General features: G+C 72.3%; 23 protein-coding genes. 10 read left to right on the top strand and 13 right to left on the bottom strand.

Annotated features, from left to right (window positions below; translation table 11 throughout):
- Nucleotides 1–29: 29 nt before the first annotated feature.
- Nucleotides 30–668: a DUF6758 family protein gene (locus ACWFR1_RS22200; protein ID WP_453553723.1), complete on the bottom strand. Its 639-nt coding sequence runs from the start codon at nucleotides 666–668 to the stop codon at nucleotides 30–32.
- 142 nt (nucleotides 669–810) lie between these two features.
- Complete coding sequence (locus ACWFR1_RS22195; protein WP_453553721.1) at nucleotides 811–1395, bottom strand: suppressor of fused domain protein; 585 nt, start codon at nucleotides 1393–1395, stop codon at nucleotides 811–813.
- 427 nt (nucleotides 1396–1822) lie between these two features.
- On the opposite strand from ACWFR1_RS22195, the gene ACWFR1_RS22190 reads away from it, so the two are divergent.
- Together ACWFR1_RS22190 and ACWFR1_RS22185 are read left to right on the top strand one after the other, a co-directional pair.
- The gene (locus tag ACWFR1_RS22190; RefSeq protein WP_453553719.1) at nucleotides 1823–2950 is read left to right on the top strand and encodes a magnesium and cobalt transport protein CorA; all 1128 of its coding nucleotides are present in this window, start codon (nucleotides 1823–1825) and stop codon (nucleotides 2948–2950) included.
- Nucleotides 2951–2975: 25 nt separating this feature from the next.
- Nucleotides 2976–3488 (top strand): hypothetical protein, encoded by a 513-nt coding sequence (locus ACWFR1_RS22185; protein WP_453553717.1) that lies wholly within the window; start codon nucleotides 2976–2978, stop codon nucleotides 3486–3488.
- Between the two features lie 6 nt (nucleotides 3489–3494).
- Here the strand turns inward: ACWFR1_RS22185 and ACWFR1_RS22180 are convergent, their stop codons facing one another.
- A complete protein-coding gene (locus ACWFR1_RS22180) occupies nucleotides 3495–4253 on the bottom strand; it encodes a hypothetical protein (protein ID WP_453553715.1) in 759 nt (252 codons plus the stop codon).
- Between the two features lie 295 nt (nucleotides 4254–4548).
- Between ACWFR1_RS22180 and ACWFR1_RS22175 the strand changes: the two genes are divergently transcribed.
- From ACWFR1_RS22175 to ACWFR1_RS22165, 3 genes are read left to right on the top strand one after another with little or no spacing between them, the layout of a single operon-like run.
- Entirely contained in the window at nucleotides 4549–5832 is a 1284-nt protein-coding gene (locus tag ACWFR1_RS22175) for a magnesium transporter MgtE N-terminal domain-containing protein (RefSeq protein WP_453553713.1), read from the top strand.
- Complete coding sequence (locus ACWFR1_RS22170; protein WP_453553711.1) at nucleotides 5822–6388, top strand: DUF1003 domain-containing protein; 567 nt, start codon at nucleotides 5822–5824, stop codon at nucleotides 6386–6388. Before ACWFR1_RS22175 ends, ACWFR1_RS22170 begins: the two co-directional genes overlap by 11 nt.
- Nucleotides 6389–6432: 44 nt before the next feature.
- Nucleotides 6433–7566, top strand: a complete 1134-nt coding sequence (locus tag ACWFR1_RS22165) for an Mrp/NBP35 family ATP-binding protein (protein WP_453553709.1) — start codon at nucleotides 6433–6435, stop codon at nucleotides 7564–7566.
- 86 nt (nucleotides 7567–7652) lie between these two features.
- Here ACWFR1_RS22165 and ACWFR1_RS22160 read toward each other — a convergent pair whose 3' ends face one another.
- The 5 genes from ACWFR1_RS22160 to sigE all read right to left on the bottom strand — a co-directional run bounded on the left by ACWFR1_RS22160 (nucleotide 7653) and on the right by sigE (nucleotide 12431).
- Nucleotides 7653–8279 (bottom strand): hypothetical protein, encoded by a 627-nt coding sequence (locus ACWFR1_RS22160; RefSeq protein ID WP_453553707.1) that lies wholly within the window; start codon nucleotides 8277–8279, stop codon nucleotides 7653–7655.
- A gap of 74 nt (nucleotides 8280–8353) precedes the next feature.
- Nucleotides 8354–8797 carry a sec-independent translocase gene (locus ACWFR1_RS22155; protein WP_453553705.1) on the bottom strand — a complete coding sequence of 148 codons (444 nt, stop codon included), beginning with the start codon at nucleotides 8795–8797 and terminating at the stop codon, nucleotides 8354–8356.
- Nucleotides 8798–8888: 91 nt separating this feature from the next.
- On the bottom strand, nucleotides 8889–10667 hold the full coding sequence (locus ACWFR1_RS22150; protein WP_453553703.1) for a S1C family serine protease: 1779 nt from the start codon (nucleotides 10665–10667) through the stop codon (nucleotides 8889–8891).
- 76 nt (nucleotides 10668–10743) lie between these two features.
- Entirely contained in the window at nucleotides 10744–11676 is a 933-nt protein-coding gene (locus ACWFR1_RS22145) for an anti-sigma factor family protein (RefSeq protein WP_453553701.1), read from the bottom strand.
- Nucleotides 11673–12431 carry an RNA polymerase sigma factor SigE gene (gene sigE, locus ACWFR1_RS22140; protein ID WP_125745465.1) on the bottom strand — a complete coding sequence of 253 codons (759 nt, stop codon included), beginning with the start codon at nucleotides 12429–12431 and terminating at the stop codon, nucleotides 11673–11675. The genes ACWFR1_RS22145 and sigE overlap by 4 nt, the downstream gene beginning before the upstream one ends.
- A gap of 142 nt (nucleotides 12432–12573) precedes the next feature.
- Here sigE and ACWFR1_RS22135 point away from each other — a divergent pair, with 142 nt between their 5' ends.
- Nucleotides 12574–13239 (top strand): O-methyltransferase, encoded by a 666-nt coding sequence (locus ACWFR1_RS22135; RefSeq protein ID WP_024759307.1) that lies wholly within the window; start codon nucleotides 12574–12576, stop codon nucleotides 13237–13239.
- Nucleotides 13240–13460: 221 nt separating this feature from the next.
- Here the strand turns inward: ACWFR1_RS22135 and ACWFR1_RS22130 are convergent, their stop codons facing one another.
- A complete protein-coding gene (locus tag ACWFR1_RS22130; protein WP_017239934.1) occupies nucleotides 13461–13628 on the bottom strand; it encodes a DUF3117 domain-containing protein in 168 nt (55 codons plus the stop codon).
- A 312-nt stretch (nucleotides 13629–13940) separates the two neighbouring features.
- On the opposite strand from ACWFR1_RS22130, the gene chcB reads away from it, so the two are divergent.
- Complete coding sequence (gene chcB, locus ACWFR1_RS22125; RefSeq protein WP_453553698.1) at nucleotides 13941–14744, top strand: 2-cyclohexenylcarbonyl CoA isomerase; 804 nt, start codon at nucleotides 13941–13943, stop codon at nucleotides 14742–14744.
- 23 nt (nucleotides 14745–14767) lie between these two features.
- Here chcB and ACWFR1_RS22120 read toward each other — a convergent pair whose 3' ends face one another.
- A complete protein-coding gene (locus ACWFR1_RS22120) occupies nucleotides 14768–15355 on the bottom strand; it encodes a DNA-3-methyladenine glycosylase I (protein ID WP_453553696.1) in 588 nt (195 codons plus the stop codon).
- Nucleotides 15352–15675 carry a hypothetical protein gene (locus ACWFR1_RS22115; protein ID WP_453553694.1) on the bottom strand — a complete coding sequence of 108 codons (324 nt, stop codon included), beginning with the start codon at nucleotides 15673–15675 and terminating at the stop codon, nucleotides 15352–15354. The genes ACWFR1_RS22120 and ACWFR1_RS22115 overlap by 4 nt, the downstream gene beginning before the upstream one ends.
- A 102-nt stretch (nucleotides 15676–15777) precedes the next feature.
- Between ACWFR1_RS22115 and folP the strand changes: the two genes are divergently transcribed.
- Nucleotides 15778–16638: a dihydropteroate synthase gene (gene folP, locus ACWFR1_RS22110; protein WP_056643787.1), complete on the top strand. Its 861-nt coding sequence runs from the start codon at nucleotides 15778–15780 to the stop codon at nucleotides 16636–16638.
- A 136-nt stretch (nucleotides 16639–16774) separates the two neighbouring features.
- Here the strand turns inward: folP and ACWFR1_RS22105 are convergent, their stop codons facing one another.
- Together ACWFR1_RS22105 and dapE are read right to left on the bottom strand one after the other, a co-directional pair.
- A complete protein-coding gene (locus tag ACWFR1_RS22105; RefSeq protein ID WP_453553692.1) occupies nucleotides 16775–17524 on the bottom strand; it encodes an LOG family protein in 750 nt (249 codons plus the stop codon).
- 85 nt (nucleotides 17525–17609) lie between these two features.
- Nucleotides 17610–18704, bottom strand: a complete 1095-nt coding sequence (gene dapE, locus ACWFR1_RS22100; protein WP_453553690.1) for a succinyl-diaminopimelate desuccinylase — start codon at nucleotides 18702–18704, stop codon at nucleotides 17610–17612.
- A gap of 29 nt (nucleotides 18705–18733) precedes the next feature.
- Between dapE and ACWFR1_RS22095 the strand changes: the two genes are divergently transcribed.
- The gene (locus ACWFR1_RS22095) at nucleotides 18734–19741 is read left to right on the top strand and encodes a hypothetical protein (RefSeq protein ID WP_453553688.1); all 1008 of its coding nucleotides are present in this window, start codon (nucleotides 18734–18736) and stop codon (nucleotides 19739–19741) included.
- Nucleotides 19742–20043: 302 nt separating this feature from the next.
- Nucleotides 20044–20493: an ATP-binding protein gene (locus ACWFR1_RS22090; protein WP_453553686.1), complete on the top strand. Its 450-nt coding sequence runs from the start codon at nucleotides 20044–20046 to the stop codon at nucleotides 20491–20493.
- The last annotated feature ends 121 nt before the right edge of the window (nucleotides 20494–20614 follow it).

The following is a 20614-nucleotide window of genomic DNA, read 5'->3' as shown; positions in this document are numbered from 1 at the left end:
GTGTACGGATCCGGTCACCCGGTCGCCCGTTACTTCAGCAGCCTCGGGGTGAGGGCGCCGCACGGCAGGAGCTCGACCTCGGCGCCCGCGTCCCGGAGGTCCGTCAGGACCAGCTCGTCGTACATCAGGAGGCCGGACTGCTCGGGCCAGACGATCGCCCACAGCCAGTGACCGCGCGCCTCCCCCGCGAAGACGGCCCGGTCCTGCGGGGCGCCGGTGACGTGCCACAGCGGGGTGGGGCGCCCGGCCGCGAGCACCTTCGTCTGGGGCGGCTTGTCGATGGCCATGCCGGAGCCGGGATCGACGCCGTCGATGCCGGCGTACCGCGCGCCGAGCCCGACACCGATCTCCTCGGCGATCAGGAGCAGCTCGCCGAGCCCGCCGAGCGGGCCGGGACCCGAGCAGGCGACGGCTGTCGCCCGTGCGCCGCTGCGGTCGTCACCGGCGCACGCGACGCCGGCGTAGAGCCAGCCGACGGGCAGGGGCCACGGCATCCACACCGGTACCTGGGACCGGCGCACCACGACGTCGAGAGCCTCGACGCTGGGTGGGAGCACGGGCTGGAGCGGGTGCACCGAGCCGTGCACGTCACACTGCCAGGAGTCGGCGAAGAGACCGGGCGCCCTGACCCTGCCACCGCACTTCGGACAACTGGGTTCGCCCCTCATAGGGCTCAACGGTCCTACCCCCGGGGCCCCGCGTCAAGGACGGCCCGCGGGCGATCACCCGTCCGGCCCGAGCCGTTCACCCGGGGTGCGCGGTCCCGGCGCCGGGCATCGGACCGGCCGCGCCACCGGGGTCTCCGCGGGCTCAGTCCAGGCTCACGGACCCGCGCAGCGGATCGCGCAGATCCGTTCCCCTGGCCAGCCAGCGCTCCTCCAGGGCCTGCGCCCCGTGCACGCGCTTCCAGGCCGCCTCGTTGGGGGTCATGGGGAGCAGCGGCAGGAAGCGGACCGGGTCGAGGGGTGCGTCCAGTTCCAGGTCCTCCACGAGACCGCCGGACTCGGCGACGAGGACCGAGCTGAAGGAGGCGCCGGGCCAGAGGGGCTCGCCCACGTCGAGCGAGGCGCCCGGGGCCACGACGACGCCCTCGACCTGCGGGGTGGAGGCGAGCACGGCGAGCGGGCGCAGCACCTTGTCGGTGTCGGCGAGGCCGGCCCGCACGGTGAGGACGAGCTCGGCGCGCGGGCCCTTCACGGGGTCGGCGAGGGCGGCGGTCGGATCGGCCATCGGCGCGGCGGACATCCCGAGGGTCGCGTACCGCACGAGGTCGCCGTCGACGAAGCGGAGCACCTCGATCCGATCGGTACCGAGGAACGTCACCGCGGCCCGCGCGTCCGGTTCGCCGAGCGCCGTCCGCAGCCGGGCCTCGACCAGAGCAAGAACTTCTCCCATGAGCTGAGCATAAAGCGCGTATGGAACGGGCAAAGTCAGGGATTGACCCTCTGTCGGCTGATAGTCTTGGCCGCTGGTCGGGAGTCACGAACTCCTGATTACTCGTCACACGTCATCCCTCACGGGGGACCGGCCGGAGGAGGTGGGGCTGCGATGGACCGAAGTCGGTCGGGCAGTACCAGTCGCTCTTCCGCCCCGCACCCGAGCCCGGTGCGCTTCTCCCTCCGGTGATCCCAGGGTCCCGTTCGGACCTGCCTTCTCCGGCATCTCGCACGACGGAAGAGCATTTCGCCTTTGCCTGTCTGTAGCGAACGCCGTCACCGCGATTCCCCGGTGCCGCCCGCTTTGTGGACGACGTAGCTCCACGTCCCCATTCCGGGCTGTGCCACGCATCGCTCCGACGGCCTCTCCGTGAAGGAGCATGCCCATGTCGATGATCCGTGACCTGCGCGCCGCCGTCCGGCCGAGCCTGCGGCACACCCTGCGCAAGACCCCCACCACGTACACCTCGTACGACCCCACCCGCGACCACTCGGCCTCCAGCGCCGTCGTCGACTGCGCGGTCTACCGCGACGGGCGCCGGGTCGACGACCGCGACTGCCTCACGCCCCGCGGCGCGATGAGCCGGGTGCGGGAGAGCGGCGGCTTCGCCTGGATCGGGCTCCACGAGCCCACGGAAGCCGAATTCGCCGGTATCGCCGCCGAGTTCGGGCTGCACCCGCTCGCCGTCGAGGACGCCGTCCACGCCCACCAGCGGCCCAAGCTGGAGCGGTACGACGACACGCTCTTCACCGTCTTCAAGACGATCCACTACGTCGAGCACGCCGCGCTCACCGCGACCAGCGAGGTCGTCGAGACCGGCGAGGTCATGTGCTTCACGGGGCCCGACTTCGTCATCACCGTCCGGCACGGCGGCCAGGGCTCCCTGCGCAACCTCCGCCACCGGCTCCAGGGCGAGCCCGAACTCCTCGCCAAAGGCCCGTCGGCCGTGCTGCACGCCATCGCCGACCATGTCGTCGACGGCTACATCGCGGTCGCCGACGCCGTCGAGCTGGACATCGACCAGCTGGAGATCGACGTCTTCTCGCCGAGCGCGAAGGGCTCCACCCGCGGTACGGACACCGGCCGGATCTATCAGCTCAAGCGCGAGGTACTGGAGTTCAAGCGGGCCGTCTCCCCGCTGCTGCGCCCGCTGACGCTGCTCAGCGAGCGCCCGATGCGGCTCGTCGACCCCGACATCCAGAAGTACTTCCGGGACGTCGCCGACCACCTCGCCCGCGTCCAGGAGCAGGTCGTCGGCTTCGACGAGCTCCTCAACTCGATCCTCCAGGCCAACCTGGCGCAGGCGACCGTCGCGCAGAACGAGGACATGCGCAAGATCACCTCGTGGGCGGCGATCATCGCCGTCCCCACGGCGGTCTGCGGCGTCTACGGCATGAACTTCGACCACATGCCGGAGCTGCACTGGAAGTACGGCTACCCGATGGTGCTCACCGGCATCATCGTGGCCTGCCTCAGCATCCACCGCATGCTCAAGCGCAACGGCTGGCTTTGAGCACGAAGGCAATAAGCTTCGGGCCATGACTGAAGAGCTGCCCGGGTCCGCCCTCGTCGAGGAGGCCACCAAGAAGTCCGGCCTCGTCTGGGTGCGCGGGACGGGTCCCGCCCGCGCGCTCTGGCACGTCTGGCACGACGGCGCCGCGCACGTCGTCGGCGACGGCCCCGGGGAGCAGCCGCTGCCGGGTCTGACGGAAGGCGGGACGGCCGAGGTCACGGTCCGCAGCAAGGACAAGGGCGGGCGGCTCGTCGCCTGGACGGCCGCCGTGCGCGAGCTCTCCCCCGGCTCCGAGGAGTGGGACGCCGCGGTCGCCGAGCTGAAGGGCAAGCGGCTGAACGCCTCGGACGGCGAGGCCATGCCGGGCCGCTGGGCGCGCGAGTGCCGCGTGCTGCGGCTCGACCCCCGCTCCTCGACGACGGAGCTGCCGGACGGCTCCCTGGCCGCCGTACCGCTGCCCTCGGAGGCCACGACGCGCCTGCCGGTGCCGGCGGCGCTCCCCAAGCTGCTGTTCAGGAAGCGCCGCGGGAACCGCTGACGCGCCTTAGGTGCGCGGCAGCTGCTTGCCGTAGTCGAGGGTCTCTTCCTTCGACGGCTCCGCGAGCGCGAAGTCCTTGTTCCACTCGGAGAGCACGACGACGCCCGCTCCCCCGCCCCGCGCGAACTGCAGCGGGTACGGGGAGCCTTCGAGGGCCACGTCGAGCGTGCCGCCCTCGCCCTCCGGGCCGCCCTTGACCTTGATCGTCCGGATCCCGCCGATCTGGTCCCGGTCGCCCTTGACCTTCTCACCGTGCAGGCCGATCAGCCCGTCGAGGAGCACGTCCATGTCGGTGAAGCCGCGGAACTGCTTGTACGAGGGGTCGCCCTCCGGCACCTTGACGTACTTGTCGTCGAGCTTGTCGGCGGCCTCGGTGTCCGCCTCGGTGGGCTCGTCGGTCGCCTTGTCGTCGTGGGCCCAGAAGTCCGCGTCCGCCTTCAGGTAGAGCGCGTCGCCGACCCGCAGCAGCTCGAAGGTGCTGTTCTTCGTCGTCACCGAGCCGGCGGCGCCCTCCTGCTTGAGCCGCATGTTGAGCTTGAAGGTGCCGCCCTTGCTGACGAGCGTGCCCGCGAGGCGTACCGCCTTCGCCGCGTCGGCCGCCGACTGCGCCTTCTGCTCGATCTCGGGCGCGGCGAGTCTCCCGACCCCGTTGGTCCCCTCGTCCGGATCGGCACCGCAGCCGGTGAGTCCGACCGTCAGCCCGGCGCAGAGCGCCAGGGGCCCGACGGTCCTGCGGATACGCGATGACGGGGTACGAACGGCCATCTGCGCTGCCTCTCGTGTCGTGGGGGGTACGCCGGGCCGTGGCCCGTACGGGTGCCGAGGGAGGGCCGTCGGCCGGGCCGGGCGGAATGGCCGGGTCCGGGTGCCGGGGCCGAGTGGGGGGACGGCAGACCGCAGCGTACCCGGGCCGGGTGACGCGCCCCGCAGGGAGCCGTACGGAGTCGCTGCCGGAGCGGGGCGGAACGGCACGGGCTAGCCTGAACCCGGCAAAGCTCTGCAATCACCGGCAAAGCTCTTGCCACGACTCGAATCGTGCGACACCGAGGAGGCGCGTGGCATGGCGGCAGGCGCCCCCCGGATCTTCGTCTCCCACCTCGCGGGAGTTCCCGTCTTCGACCCCGTCGGTGACCAGGTCGGCCGGGTCAGCGACCTCGTCGCGATGCTCCGGGTCGGCCGCAGACCGCCCCGGCTGCTCGGGATGGTCGTGGAGGTGCTGAGCCGCCGCCGGGTCTTCGTCCCCATGACCCGGATCACCGGCGTCGAGTCCGGCCAGGTCATCACCACGGGCGTGGTCAACATGCGCCGCTTCGAGCAGCGGCCCACCGAGCGGCTCGTCCTCGGCGAACTCCTCGACCGGCGCGTCCGGCTCGTGGGGGCCGACGGGCAGGAGGGCGAGGAGGTCACCGTCCTCGACATCGCCATCCAGCAGCTGCCCGCCCGCCGCGACTGGGAGATCGACAAGGTCTTCGTCCGCAAGGGGAAGGGCGGGGTGCTGAGCCGCAAGGGCGAGACGCTGACCGTCGAGTGGTCGGCGGTCACCGGCTTCTCCCTGGAGGAGCACGGGCAGGGCGCCGAGAGCCTCGTCGCCACCTTCGAGAAACTGCGCCCCGCCGACCTCGCCAACGTCCTGCACCACCTCTCCCCCAAGCGGCGCGCCGAGGTCGCCGCGGCCCTCGACGACGACCGGCTCGCGGACGTCCTCGAAGAGCTGCCGGAGGACGACCAGATCGAGATCCTCGGCAAGCTGAAGGAGGAGCGCGCGGCCGACGTCCTGGAGGCGATGGACCCGGACGACGCGGCCGACCTGCTGTCCGAGCTGCCCGAGGAGGACCAGGAGCGGCTGCTCACCCTGATGCAGCCGGACGACGCCGCCGACGTACGCCGCCTCCTGTCGTACGAGGAGCGCACGGCCGGCGGTCTGATGACGACCGAGCCGATCGTGCTGCGGCCGGACGCCACGGTCGCGGACGCGCTGGCCCGGGTGCGCCAGCAGGACCTGTCGCCGGCGCTCGCCGCGCAGGTGTACGTGTGCCGGCCGCCGGACGAGACGCCGACCGGCAAGTACCTGGGCACGGTGCACTTCCAGCGGCTGCTGCGGGACCCGCCGTTCACCCTGGTCAGCTCGCTCGTCGACAGCGACCTGCCGCCGCTCGGCCCGGACACCCCGCTGCCCGCCGTCACCAGCTATCTCGCCGCGTACAACATGGTCGCCGCCCCCGTCGTGGACGAGAGCGGTTCGCTGCTCGGCGCGGTCACCGTCGACGACGTGCTCGACCATCTGCTGCCGGAGGACTGGCGGGAGACGGAGTTCCACGAGGAGGGGACCGGGCATGGCCGCTGAGCGGGGGCAGGAGAGGGAGCGGGAGCGGGACCGGCCGATGGTGGCCCGGATCCGGCTCGACCTGCCGCGCGAGCGCCGGGCGAGGCTCCTGCCGGAGTACGACCCCGAGGCCTTCGGGCGGATGTCCGAGCGGATCGCCCGTTTCCTGGGGACCGGGCGCTTCCTCGTCTGGATGACCCTGACGATCATCGTCTGGGTCATGTGGAACATCTTCGCCCCGGCCTCGCTGAAGTTCGACGAGTACCCGTTCATCTTCCTGACGCTGGCCCTGTCGCTCCAGGCCTCGTACGCGGCCCCGCTGATCCTGCTCGCGCAGAACCGGCAGGACGACCGGGACCGGGTCAACCTCGAACAGGACCGGAAGCAGAACGAGCGGTCGATCGCGGACACCGAGTACCTGACCCGGGAGATCGCGGCGCTCCGCATGGGCCTCGGCGAGGTCGCGACGCGCGACTGGATCCGCTCGGAGCTCCAGGACCTGATCAAGGAGCTGGAGGAGCGCCGGGATCTATTCCCGTCCGGCGAAGGTCACGGAAGTGACGTACCCGACCGTTGACAGCCCTTTCATGGGCCGGTGGTCGGCGCCGTACCATCGTCGGTATGGCTATGGAAGACGCGGTGCGCGACGCACTGGCGACGGTGAACGACCCCGAGATCAACAAGCCCATCACTGAGCTCGGCATGGTCAAGTCGGTGGAGATCGAACCGGACGGCAGGGTCGCCGTCACGGTCTACCTGACGGTCTCCGGCTGCCCGATGCGCGACACCATCACGCAGCGCGTGACGGAGGCCGTCTCCCGGGTCGAGGGCGTCACCGCCGTCGACGTCACGCTGGACGTGATGAGCGACGAGCAGCGCAAGGAGCTGGCGGCGGCGCTTCGCGGGACCGGCGCGGAGCGGGAGGTGCCGTTCGCGAAGCCGGGCTCGCTGACCCGGGTGTACGCGGTCGCCTCCGGCAAGGGCGGTGTCGGCAAGTCCTCGGTGACCGTGAACCTGGCCGCGGCGATGGCCGCGGACGGTCTGAAGGTCGGTGTCGTCGACGCCGACATCTACGGCCACAGCGTGCCGCGGATGCTGGGCGCGGACGGCCGTCCGACCCAGGTCGAGAACATGATCATGCCGCCGTCGGCGAACGGCGTGAAGGTCATCTCCATCGGCATGTTCACGCCGGGCAACGCCCCGGTGGTGTGGCGCGGCCCGATGCTGCACCGCGCGCTCCAGCAGTTCCTCGCGGACGTGTACTGGGGCGACCTGGACGTCCTCCTGCTCGACCTGCCGCCGGGCACCGGCGACATCGCGATCTCGGTCGCGCAGCTCGTCCCGAACGCGGAGATCCTGGTCGTCACCACCCCGCAGCAGGCGGCGGCCGAGGTCGCCGAGCGGGCCGGCTCGATCGCGGTGCAGACGCACCAGAAGATCGTCGGTGTCGTCGAGAACATGGCGGGCCTGCCGTGTCCGCACTGCGACGAGATCGTCGACGTGTTCGGCACGGGCGGCGGCCAGCGGGTCGCGGACGGCCTGACGCGGACGACGGGAGCGACCGTCCCGGTCCTCGGCTCCATCCCGATCGACGTACGGCTCCGCGAGGGCGGCGACGACGGCAAGCCCGTCGTCCTGTCCGACCCGGACTCCCCGGCGGGCGCGGCCCTGCGCGCCATCGCGGGCAAGCTGGGCGGCCGCGCGCGCGGCCTCTCGGGCATGAGCCTGGGCATCACGCCGCGCAACAAGTTCTGAGAAGCGAGGAAACCGGGTTCTGAGAGAAGACACGTTCTGAGAACCGAGGAAGGGGCACCCCGCGCGGGGTGCCCCTTCTTCCGTTCCTAGGCGTACGCCTCCAGGTCCTTGATCTGCGAGAACCCGAGCCCGTACGCGCTCATGCCCCGCCCGTACGCCCCGAGGTGCACCCCGGCCGCCGATCCCGCGAGCACCCAGCCGAACTCGGACTCGCGGTAGTGGAAGGGCATCGGCACCCCGTCCACGGGGAGCGACAGCGTCGACCAGGCGGGCCCGTCGAGGTCGTCGGCGAGCTCGAAGGCCGTCTCCGTCTGCTGGTCCAGCCAGTCGTCCCGCAGCCCGTGGTCGAGCGAGGCGGGCCAGGTGTGGACCAGTAGGCCCGAACCGGCCAGCCAGGCGGCGGAGGAGACCGTCGTGGCGTCGAGGACGCCGGTCCCGTCCCCGGTCCGCCGGACCGGGCTCGCCGCGACCGTCACCACGACGGCGAAACGCTCCTTCTCCGCGGCCTTCGCGTCCGACTTTATGGACGGCTCGTCGCCGTGCCCCGTCGAACCGTGCTGCACGCTGCCGTCCGCCGCCGTGCCGACCTGCATCAGCCAGCGCGGCCCGGTGAACGCCTCGTCCAGGCCGTACCAGGCGAAGGGTGCGCGCAGATAGCCCTCGGGCGTACGCCGGGCCGTCGGTACGCCCTCCACCCGACTCGTGGTCTCCAACTCGGCCGCCTCCTCGTTCCGTCAACAGAGGGAGGATAGCCACCAGGACGCGTCGGGTCGGTGACAGCCCGTCGTCAGGTCGCGTCGGAGTCGTACGGCGGACGCTCGGCGGTGTCCGGCTTGTCCTGCTTCTTGAGGAGGTCCGGGGTGCCGCCGGCGGCGGCGCCGGCGATCGCCGAGGGCTGCGGATCGCGGCTGTGGACCGCGTCGGCGACGTCGTTCATCTCCTTCTTGAGGTCGAACGAGCCGCGGAGCTCCTTGAGCTCCTTGAGGTCCTCGTTCCCCTCCAGCTGCTTGCGGAGGAACGTCTTGGGGTTGAGGTCCTCGAACTCGAAGTCCTTGAACTCCGGCCCCAGCTCGCTGCGGATGTCCTCCTTCGCGCTGTCCGAGAAGTCACGGACCTTCCGGATGAAGCGCGAAACGTCCTGGATGACCTTCGGGAGCTTGTCAGGCCCGAAGACGAGCACGGCGAGGACCACGAGGGCCACCAGCTCGAGTGCGCCTATGTCGCTGAACACCTAGTAGCTCCTTCACGCCGGTCCAGGGCCCGGTCCACGGTACCCGCCGAAACTGTCGGACGGGTACCTCCCGGTGTCCACCACATGGCACTCAGGTTCCCTGCGACGAACCCAGTGTCAACGTCTTGGTCAGCTCTTTGCCGTCACGGGTGAGGGTGAGGCGCAGCTTGTCGCCGGGGCGGTGGGCGCGGATCTTCACGATCAACTCCTCGCCGTTGTGGACCCGCTGGCCGTCGACCTTGGTGATGACGTCGCCGGGCCGGAGCCCCGCCGCGGCCGCCGGGCCGCCCGGGGTGACGGAGGCGGCGCCGTCCTTGCCCTTCTCGCCGACGCGGGCGCCGTCGCCGTTGAACTGCATGTCGAGGCTCACACCGATGACGGGGTGGGTGGCCTTGCCGGTGTTGATGAGCTCCTCGGCGACCCGCTTGCCCTGGTTGATCGGTATGGCGAAGCCGAGGCCGATGGAGCCGGGCTGGCCGGCGCTGCCCCCGTCGCCGTCGCCGGAACCGCCGGCGGCGCGGATCGCGCTGTTGATGCCGATGACCCGGCCCTTGGAGTCGAGAAGCGGCCCACCGGAGTTTCCGGGGTTGATGGGGGCGTCGGTCTGGAGGGCGTCGACGTAGCTGATGTCGGTGCCGTCGCCCTTCTCGCCGCCGGCGGTGATCGGGCGCTCCTTGGCGCTGATGATCCCGGAGGTCACGGTGTTGGAGAGGTCGAAGGGGGCGCCGATGGCGACGACGGGGTCGCCGACGCGGACGTTGTCGGAGTTGCCGAGGGGCAGCGGCTTGAGGCCGGAGACACCGGTGACCTGGACGACGGCGAGGTCGTAGCCGGTGTCCTTGCCGACGATCTTGGCGGAGGCCGTCTCGCCGCTGGAGAAGGTCACGGTGATGTCCCCGGAGGACTCGGCCGCGTCGACCACGTGGTTGTTGGTGAGGATGTGGCCCTTGGTGTCCAGGACGAAGCCGGTGCCGGTGCCGGAGGAGCCGCCGCCGCTGACGTGCAGGGTGACGACGCCGGGCAGCGCGCCGGCGGCGATCCCGGCCACGCTCTCGGGGGCGCGGTCGGTGTCCCCGGCGTCGGCCTGGGGCAGCTCGACGGTGGTGAGACCGCCGTTGCGCTCGACGTACGCGCCGATGCCGCCGCCGATGACTCCGGTGACGAGGGCGAAGACCAGCGCCCCGGCGAGCGCGAGGCCCTTCCGGGACTTCTTCCGGGGCGCCGGCGCGACCCCCACGCCGCCGACGGCCCCACCCCAGGGGTCGTACTGCATCCAGGGGGCGGTTCCGCCCTGCTGCGGCGGTACGGGGGGCACAGCGGCCTGCTGCGGCGGTACGGGCGCCACGGGGCCCTGCGGGGGTGCGGGGGGCGCCGGGTGCTGCACGGGCGGTGCGGGCGCCCACGGGCCGGGCTCGCCGTAGGGCGGCGTCCGGTACTCGTCGGGCGCGTGCAGGGGCTGGGGGGCGGGCTGTGCGGGAGCGGGAGTGGGAGCCGCCGGGGCCTGGGCCGCGTCGGCCACGACGGTCGAGTCGGTCACGTCGGTCGCCTCCGCCGCGTCGGTCACGGGGGCGTCGGCCGGCTCGTTCTTCGTCAGAAGGACGGCGGGCTCGGGCTCGGCCACGGCTGCCGGCTCGGGCTCCGGCTCCGGCCGGGGCGCCGCGATGGGTTCCGGCGCGCCGGAACCGGTCACGGCCTCGGCGACAGCCTCGGTCGCGGCTTCGGCGGTGGTCTCGACCGGCTGCTGGGGCGCGGGCAGGGGGAAATCACCGTCGCCGTCGTCACCGCCGTCGCTCGGAGGCGGCGAGGGTATCCGCGCCGCCTCCGGTGCCGTCGAAGGCCGGCTCCACCAGTTCGGCTTCCCGTCGTTCATGTTCTCCCCGCAACCGCTGACCCGTCCGCGCCCCTGGCTCGGGCGCCCCTGTCCCTGGATTCAACCAGGTCGCGGGTCAGCGGTGGGAGCCGAGCGGGGCGTTCGTCGGGCTCGGCGCCGGGCTGGGACCGGGGGCGAGGGCCAGATCGAGGGCCGGACCCGTCGGTCGTATGAACGGCGAGAGGGCGAAGAACGACTGCGCCGCCTGGTTCCGGAGGTGCACCGCCGCCGGCGGAGCCGTGACGGAGCGCACCGCGTCCGGCGGAACCGCGCCGGCGGGAACGGTGCCCGCGGGAGCCTTGCCGACGGGAGCGCCGTCACGGGCCGCGAGCGGTGTGAGCGGCTCTTCGGCGACGGACTGGACGCCACGCTCTCCGGAACGCGTACCGCGTGCGGTACCCGTGCCCGGGGTGCCGCCCGAGGCCGTGGCGCGCAGCGGGGTGACAGCGCTGCCGGTGCCCTGCCCGCCGCGGCCGCTCGCGCTGACCGAGGTCTCCATCGGCAGGGTGCCGCCGAGGGCGATCGCGGCGAACGAGACCGCGCTGGCCGCGGCGAAGGCGAAGCGCCGGCCGCGCCCGGACGTGCCGGAGGCGCGGTCGCCGACGTCGTGGATCCGGAAGCCGGCGCCGGGGTGCGGGGAGCGCGGGGTGACGACGGCCGCGGTGGCGAAGCCGTCGGACTTCAGCGCCGCCGAGCCGAGCAGTTCCTCGAGGGGCCCTCGTGGGGCTCCGAATCCGCCGGAGCCGCCCGAGGACTCACCTGGTCCCCCGGGCAGCCCCTGGAGCCGCGCGAGGAAGCCCTCCGAGGGCGGCGGGGGCGCCGTGGAGGCGAAGACGCTCTTCACGGTGCGCTGCGCGTCGGCCTCGGCCTTGCAGCGGGCGCAGGTCGCGAGGTGTGCGAGCACCCGCTCCCGGGCGTCGTGGCCGAGCTCGCCGTCGACGAGCGCCGCGAGCCGGTCCCCGAGGTGGTGCTCCGCGGGGGTCGGTGACGAGGGACGTGTGCCGCTCACGCTGTCCCTGCTTCCCATCCGACGGAGGCGAGGGCACGCTCCGCCCGGGCCTCGGGCGAGCGGTGCTTGAGCGCCTTGCGCAGGTGGGAGCGCCCGCGGTGGATCCGGCTGCGGACGGTGCCGAGCTTCACGCCGAGGGTCGCGGCGATCTCCTCGTACGACAGTCCTTCGATGTCGCAGAGGACGACCGCGGCGCGGAACTCGGGCGCGAGGGTGTCGAGGGCCTGCTGCACGTCGGCGTCGAAGTGGGTGTCGTTGAACACCTGCTGCGGCGACGGCTCACGGCTGGGCAGCCGCTCGGCGGCGTCGTCGGCGAGCGCGTCGAAACGGATGCGCTGCTTACGGCGGACCATGTCGAGGAAGAGATTGGTGGTGATGCGGTGGAGCCAGCCCTCGAAGGTGCCCGGCGTGTACGTCGACAGCGAGCGGAAGACACGGACGAAGACTTCCTGGGTGAGGTCCTCGGCGTCGTGCTGATTGCCCGTGAGGCGGTAGGCGAGGCGGTAGACCCGGCCACTGTGCGTGCTGACGATCTCCTCCCAGGTGGGCGGAGTCCACGCCTGCGATTCCGCATCCGATGCGAAGGTCGCGGTGGTGGGAGCGGAGTCGGTGGTGCGGATTCGGTCAGCGGTGTCGGTCACGGATTTCGGCTCACCCGCCGACCTGAGAAGACGCCGAAGCACTCCTCCCCGATCCACAGGCGCAGCCGCACCTCCCCTGTCGGCTCTGGTGGTGTCCAGCGGAGCCCCTACCATAGCCACCTCGCCCGTTAGCTCCGGATAAGAATCTTTACGCGAATTTGGGACCGGCTCGCCCGGCTGTCGCCGAGCGCGTCCCGCCTCCAGTGAACGCGCGGTCCCATCTGCGGGTTCCCGCTGACAGCGGATACAGTCACCGTTGCGTCAACTACGGGGACAGGAGAGGGCCATTACCGCCAACCGGCAGACGAGCTGGTCGTTCGCCGACGCCTTTGTCGCCGAGGACGAAGCTCTGCGCTGGGCCCGGGACCGGGCCCGGGAGGCAGGGCTGCCCTCGGTGTCGCCCGGCACCGGCGGCGCGCTGCGCCTGCTCGCGGCGACGGCGGACGCCAAGGCGGTGGCGGAGATCGGCACCGGCACGGGCGTGTCGGGCATCTACCTGCTGCTCGGCATGCGGCCCGACGGCGTCCTGACGACGGTGGACCTCCAGCCGGAGCGCCAGCAGTTCGCGAAGACGGCGTTCCGTGCGGCGGGCTTCGCCGGCAACCGGGCCCGGTTCATCCCCGGCCGCGCCCTGGACGTCCTGCCGCGTCTCGCGGACGGCGGGTACGACCTCGTCTTCTGCGACGGCGACCGTCTGGAGTACCTGGACTATCTCGCTGAATCGTTGCGCCTGCTGCGACCTGGCGGTCTCGTCTGCTTCGAGGGAGTCTTCGCGGACGGCCGGACGGTCGACTCCGCGGCCCAGCCGGCGGAGGTCCTGCGCGTCCGGGAGCTGCTGCGCACCGTGCGGGAGAGCCAGGAGCTGCTGCCCTCGCTCCTGCCGGTGGGCGACGGCCTGCTCTGCGCCGTACGCCGGGGCTGAACCCCCCGGGGACCCGACCCGGGCCCCGAAGAACCTCCAGGGGCCCCTCGGCGCCCGGAGATCCCGTCCTCGACCCGCCGAGGGGCCGTCCTCGACCCGCCGAGGGGCCGTCCTCGCCCCGTCCTCGGCCCACTCCCTTCCCTCCTCGCCCCGGACGCACCACTGCCCCGACACGGTGGAAACCGTCCCGGGGCAGTGGCGAGGAATCGTGGAGGATCAGGTCAGCCGACGACCTTCTTCAGGGCGTCGCCCAGCGCCTCGGCCTCACCCGGGGTCAGCTCGACGACAAGCCGACCGCCGCCTTCGAGCGGAACGCGCATGACGATGCCCCGCCCCTCCTTGGTCACCTCGAGCGGGCCGTCACCCGTCCGCGGCTTCATGGCCGCCATGCTTGTTCCCCTTCCTGAAACCAGCTCATCGTCAGCCGGGCAGCTCTTCGATGCGGAGCACGCTTCACCGGCTTCGAACACATTGCTTCCAGGTCATTATCCCGCATCGCAGGACCCGATGACCAACATCGATCTGCATCGCTTCCGCAACGCGCTCTCTCAAAACCCCACATTTCGGCGATCGGGCTGCGATACTGCGCCGCTTCGGAACCCCTCGGCGGCCGAAATTCTTTGACGCAGCTCACATGTGCGGCGCGGGTGATCTCCGCCATGCTGGGCAGGTCAACCACGCAATGAGGCGAAGGGAACCCCATGGCCGACACGGTGCTCTACGAGGTGAGCGACGGACTCGCCACCATCACGCTCAATCGGCCCGAGGCCATGAACGCGATGAACGTGGCGACGAAGGTCGCGCTCCGGGACGCCGCGGAAACGGCCGCGGCGGACACCGCCGTACGGGCCGTCCTGCTCACGGCGGCCGGTGACCGGGCCTTCTGCGTCGGCCAGGACCTCAAGGAGCACGTGGGCCTGCTCATGGCGGACCAGGAGTCCGGGACGCGCGAGACCATGAACACGGTCCGCGATCACTACAACCCGATCGTCCGGGCCCTCACCGGCATGCGCAAGCCGGTCGTGGCGGGCGTGAACGGCGTCGCGGCGGGGGCGGGCTTCGGCTTCGCGCTCGCGGCGGACTACCGCGTCGTCGCGGACACGGCGGCGTTCAACACGTCCTTCGCGGGCGTCGCGCTGACCTCCGACTCGGGCATGTCCTGGACGCTGCCCCGGCTGATCGGCGCGAGCCGGGCGTCGGACCTGCTGCTCTTCCCGCGCTCGATCTCCGCCCAGGAGGCGTACGAGCTCGGCATCGCGAACCGCCTGGTCCCGGCCGCCGACCTCGCCGCGGAGGCCACGAAGGTGGCCCGCGCCCTCGCCGAGGGCCCGACCGTCGCGTACGCGGCGCTGAAGGAGTCCCTGGCCTACGGCGCGGACCACTCGCTCGCCGAGTCCCTGGAGAAGGAGGACGAGCTCCAGTCCCTCGCGGGCGCCTCCGAGGACCACACGATCGCCGTCCGCGCCTTCATCGCCAAGGAGAAGCCCCGCTACCTCGGCCGATAGGCCGCGGGCCCCGGGGCGGTGCGCTACCGGCCGCCCCGGGCCACGCAGTCCTCCACGTGGTCGTCGACCAGGCCGCAGGCCTGCATCAGGGCGTAGGCCGTGGTGGGGCCGACGAAGCGGATGCCGCGCTTCTTGAGGGCCTTGGCGAGGGCGGTGGACTCGTCGGTGACCGCCGGGACCTCGGAGACCGAGCGCGGGACGGGACGGCCGGCCGGGTCGGGGGCGTGGGACCAGATCAGGGCGTCGAGCTCGCCCGGGGACCAGGTGGCGAGCAGTTTCGCGTTGGCCAGGGTCGCGTCGACCTTGGCGCGGTTGCGGATGATGCCCTCGTCGGCGAGGAGCCGCTCCCGGTCGGCCTCGCCGAAGCCGGCGACGGAGGCGATGCGGAAGCCGTGGAAGGCCTGCCGGAAGGTGTCGCGGCGGCGCAGGATCGTGATCCAGGACAGGCCCGACTGGAAGGCCTCGAGGCAGAGCCGCTCGAAGAGCTCGTCGTCGCCGTGGACCGGGCGGCCCCACTCCTCGTCGTGGTACGCGACGTAGTCCTCGGTCGACAGGCCCCAGGGGCAGCGCAGCCGCCCGTCCGGGCCCGGGACCGCTCCGCCGTCCGTCATGAGCGCTCGTCCTCTCCGTCACCGGCGGACGCTCCCGCGAGCGCCTCCTCCAGCTCGGCGATCCGGGAGTCTCGCTCGGCCAGTTCGGCGCCGAGGCGGACCAGGACGTCGTCCACGTCCGCCATCCGGTAGCCGCGGACCGCGACGGGGAGGCGGAGCGCCTCGACGTCGGCGCGGTCGACCGGGCGGGCCGCCGGGAGGGGGTCGACGAGCTGCTCGGGCGCCACCTCGGGCAGCACCTCGCCGTCGCCTCCGCCGACCACCGCCAGAGTCACCGCGGCCACGACCACGACCATCGTGATGAGCAGAAACCAGAACACCTGCGCGCCTCTTCCCGGAGTGGAATTCGTCCCGTGCCGATCGTGCCATGCGCCACTGACGGTTAGGGTCGCAGCGAACGCACGCGAGGGAGGACAAAAGGGATGCTGCGCTTGGGACGGCGTGAATTCGGGCCGCACGAGCCGGTGATCATGGCGATCGTGAACCGGACCCCGGATTCTTTCTACGACCAGGGCGCCACCTTCCGGGACGAGCCGGCGCTCGCCCGGGTCGAGCAGGCGGTGGCCGAGGGCGCGGCGATCATCGACATCGGCGGGGTCAAGGCGGGCCCCGGCGAGGAGGTCACGGCCGAGGAGGAGGCCCGCAGGACGGTCGGCTTCGTCGCCGAGGTCCGCAGGCGCCATCCCGATGTGGTGATCAGCGTGGACACCTGGCGGGCGGACGTCGGCGCGGCGGTCTGCGAGGCCGGTGCGGACGTCCTGAACGACGCGTGGGGCGGGGTCGACCCCGGGCTCGCGGAGGTGGCCGCCAAGTACGGCGCGGGGCTCGTCTGTACGCACGCGGGGGGCGCGGAGCCGCGGACGCGGCCGCACCGGGTCGCATACGAGGACGTGATGGCCGACATCCTGCGCGTCACTGTGGGGCTCGCGGAGCGGGCGGTGGCCCTGGGGGTGCGGCGCGACGGGATCATGATCGACCCGGGGCACGACTTCGGGAAGAACACCCGGCACAGCCTGGAGGCGACGCGGCGGCTCGGCGAGATGGCGGAGACGGGGTGGCCGGTGCTGGTGTCCCTGTCGAACAAGGACTTCGTCGGGGAGACGCTGGACCGGCCGGTGAAGGAGCGGGTGCTCGGGACGCTGGCGACGACGGCGGTCTCGGCTTGGCTCGGCGCTCAGGTGTACCGGGTGCACGAGGTGGCCGAGACGCGGCAGGTGCTCGACATGGTGGCGTCCATCGCCGGGCACCGGCCGCCGGCCGTCGCTCGGCGCGGGCTGGCGTAGTCGCGGAGCGGGTGCGGGAGGGGGTGAGGGACCTTTCCCCACCCCACCCCTTCCCGAAACCGGGGCTCTGCCCCGGACCCCGCGCCTCGGACTCCCCCTACGCCCTGAGGGCGTGGGGCCCCCGCGGGGCTGACTTCTACTTGCCCGTCTCCTTGGTCACCAGCGCCACCGCCTCCTCCACGTCGTCCGTGACGTGGAAGAGGAGCAGGTCGCGCTCCGACGCCTTGCCGCCCGCGACGACCGAGTCCCGCAGCCAGTCGACGAGGCCCTTCCAGTACTCCGTACCGAAGAGGACGATCGGGAAGCGGGTGACCTTGCGGGTCTGGACCAGGGTCAGCGCCTCGAAGAGCTCGTCGAGGGTGCCGAGGCCACCGGGCAGGACGACGAAGCCCTGCGCGTACTTCACGAACATCGTCTTGCGGACGAAGAAGTAGCGGAAGTTCACGCCGATGTCGACGTGCGGGTTGAGCCCCTGCTCGAAGGGGAGCTCGATCCCGAGGCCCACCGAGATGCCCTTGGCCTCCCTGGCCCCCTTGTTGGCCGCCTCCATGGCGCCCGGGCCGCCGCCCGTGATGACCGCGAAACCGGCCTCGACGAGCGCCCGGCCGATCCGTACGCCCGCCTCGTACTCGGGCGAGTCCGGCTTCGTGCGGGCCGAGCCGAAGACGCTGATCGCGCTCGGCAGTTCGGCGAGGGCTCCGAAGCCCTCGACGAACTCGGACTGGATGCGCATGACCCTCCAGGGGTCCGTGTGCACCCACTCCGAGTCGCCCTCGGTGTCGAGCAGCCGCTGGTCCGTGGTGCCCGGCTGGACCTGGTCCCTGCGCCTCAGCACCGGCCCCAGTCGCTGCTCCTCGGGCTTCGCCATTCCCTCGGGAATGCCCATGGCCTGCTCCCTCCGCCGATCCGACTGATCTTCTGGTCCGGTCAGCGTAGGACGACAGAGGTGACGAAACGCGAAATTACGGAAGTCAGGCAGTCAGCCAGTCGCGGAGACGTGCCTCGCAGTGGTGGATCCGGTCGACCGGGACGTGCTCGTCGCGCTTGTGCGCGTAGATCGGGTCGCCGGGGCCGTAGTTGACCGCGGGCACCCCGAGGGCGCTGAAGCGGGACACGTCGGTCCAGCCGAACTTCGGCTGGGCGCTGCCGCCGACGGCCTTCATGAAGGCCTCGGCTGCCGGGTGGGAGAGGCCGGGCAGCGCGCCGGGGCTCTCGTCGTCGACGACGAACTCGGCGATGTCGCAGTCGGCGAAGTACGCGCGGACGTACGCCAGCGCCTCGGCCGGGGAGCGGTCGGGGGCGTACCGGTAGTTGACCGTGACCGTGCAGGCGTCGGGGATGACGTTGGTGGCGACGCCGCCCTGGATCGCCACGGCGTTGAGGCCCTCGTGGTACTCCAGGCCGTCGATGACCGGCTTGCGCGGCTCGTACGCGGCGAGGCGGGCGAGGATCGGGGCGGCGGTGTGGATGGCGTTGGAGCCCATCCAGGACCGCGCGGAGTGGGCGCGCTCACCGGCCGTGTGCAGGATGACGCGCAGGGTTCCCTGGCAGCCGCCCTCGACCTGGGCGTCCGAGGGCTCCAGGAGGACGGCGAAGTCGCCCTCCAGCCAGTCGGGGTGCGCGGCGGCGATCTTCCCCAGGCCGTTCAGGTCGGCGGCGACCTCTTCGTTGTCGTAGAAGACGAAGGTGAGGTCGCGGTTGGGCTCGGGCACGGTGGCGGCGATCCGCAGCTGGACGGCGACGCCGGACTTCATGTCGGAGGTGCCGCAGCCCCACAGGATGCCGTCCTCGTCGAGCCGCGAGGGGACGTTGTCGGCGATCGGCACGGTGTCGATGTGACCGGCGAGGACGACCCGCTCGGCGCGGCCGAGGCGCGTACGGGCGACGACGTTGTTGCCGTGGCGGTCGACGGTGAGGTGCGGCAGGGCGCGCAGAGCCTGCTCGATGGCGTCCGCGAGCGGCTGCTCCGTACCGCTCACGGACGGGAAGTCGACGAGGGCGGCGGTCAGTGCCGCACCGTCCTGGGAGAGGTCCAGCCGGGTCTCGTGCGGAGTGATGTCAGCCATGTGCCGACCCTAACCCGGCCTCCAGTACGGTGGGCCCCGTGTCCGAGCCCACCCGCCCCGCCCGTAGCGGCCGCCGCACCCGCCGTGGCCGTCTCGCCCGTTCCGTGGCCGCCCTCGCCGCGCTCGCCGGCCTGGCCTCGTACGTGGCCTTCCACCAGATGACAGGGAGCAAGGGCACACCGCGGTGCAGTGTCGGCACCGGCGAGAACCGGTACGAGTTCACTCCGGAGCAGGCGTCGAACGCGGCGACGATCTCGGCGGTCGGCACCACCAGGGGGCTTCCCGAGCGCGCGGTGACGATCGCGCTCGCGACGGCGCTCCAGGAGTCGGCGCTGCGGAACATCCAGCACGGTGACCGGGACTCGCTCGGCCTGTTCCAGCAGCGGCCCTCGCAGGGCTGGGGGACGCCGGCGCAGATCATGGACCCGGTGTACTCGGCGGGGAAGTTCTACGAGGGGCTGGAGAAGGTCCCGGGGTACTCGCGGCTGCCGCTGACGGTGGCGGCGCAGAAGGTACAGCGGAGCGGTTTCCCGCAGGCGTACGCGAAGCACGAGCCGGACGCCACTCTGCTCTCGGCGGCGCTGACCGGCCGGGCGCCCGCCGCGCTGACCTGTACGGCGAGCGACATGAAGGGCCCGCCGGGCGATCCGGAGCGGGTGCGTTCGGAGCTGGTGCGGGCCTTCGGCGAGAAGGCGGTGCCGAAGACGGTCACGGGCGGGTCGAGCGCGGGCCGGTCGGCGGCGGAGCCTCCGGTGCTCGTGATCCCCGTCCGGGCGGGGACGGACGCGGGCGCGGCCCCGGGGGCCGACTCGGACGAGCGGCGCGGCTGGGAGCTCGCGCAGTGGGCGGTGGCGCGGGCGGACGAGCTGCGCGTCACGGAGGTCGCGTACGGCGGCCGGGTGTGGCGCGCGAGCGACTCGTCCGGCGGCTGGGAGAAGTCCTCCCCGGGCTCCGCCGGCGCGGCGTCCGGTGCCGGTTCCGGCACCGGTTCCGGGGCCTCCGCCGCGGGTTCGGTCCGCATCCGGCTCGCGCGGTAGCCGGTCACCCGTACGGTCGTTCACTCCCCCGTGGCATGCGCCCGGACGGAATCCGAGGAAATTCGCCCGCCTTTCCGGCGGGCCTTTCCATGCCCTGTCCCGACACGCCAGTTCCCTTGCGGGACATGGGAAGTGACGGTTCGGCAGACATCCACGCAATGAGACGTTCGTCCGTTTTCCTCCCCACCCGACAATACGACGCATTGCCAATCCTTTACCTTCGACCGCCGCAACCTCCCCCACCCCGGGGCCGGTTGTCAGTGCACCGAACATCACTCGTCGCACCCCGTCGAAGGAGCACCATGTCCCTCCCCCTGACCCGCCGGATCGCCCGCGCCGCCCTCCTCATCGCGGCCGGAGCAGCCCCCGTGGTCGGTGCGGCCGGTTCCGCGAGCGCCCTGGACCACGGCATCGCGCCGACCGGCGCCCTCGGTGGCGTCACCGCCCTGGACGCCGCCGGTGCGGGCAGCGCCGTCGACAGCGGCGCGCAGGCCGCCACCGGCGTCGTCGGCGCGACCGGCAGCCAGGCCGTCGGCACGGCCGTCCCGGCCGTCGGCAAGACCGCGGGCGCGGCGGGCAAGACCGCCACCCCGGCCGCCCAGAAGGTGGCCGGCGAGGCCGCCGGCAGCACCGGCGAGGTCGTCGGCGAGACCGCCGGCGCCGCCGGCGAGAGCGCGCAGGGCCCGGCCGCCGGCGCCCTGGGCGGCGGCCTGCCCGCCGCCCCGTCCCTGGGCGGCCTGCCGATCGGCTGATCCCTCGCACGGAAACCCGGACACGCGGACACGCGGACACGCGGACACGCGGACACGCGGACACGCGGACACGCGGACACGCGGACACGCGGACACGCGGACACGCGGACACGCGGAAGGG

The organism is Streptomyces sp. NPDC055103 (assembly GCF_053607625.1).
The sequence above is the reverse complement of the archived record's forward strand: the minus strand, read 5'-3'. Positions and strand labels throughout refer to the sequence as shown.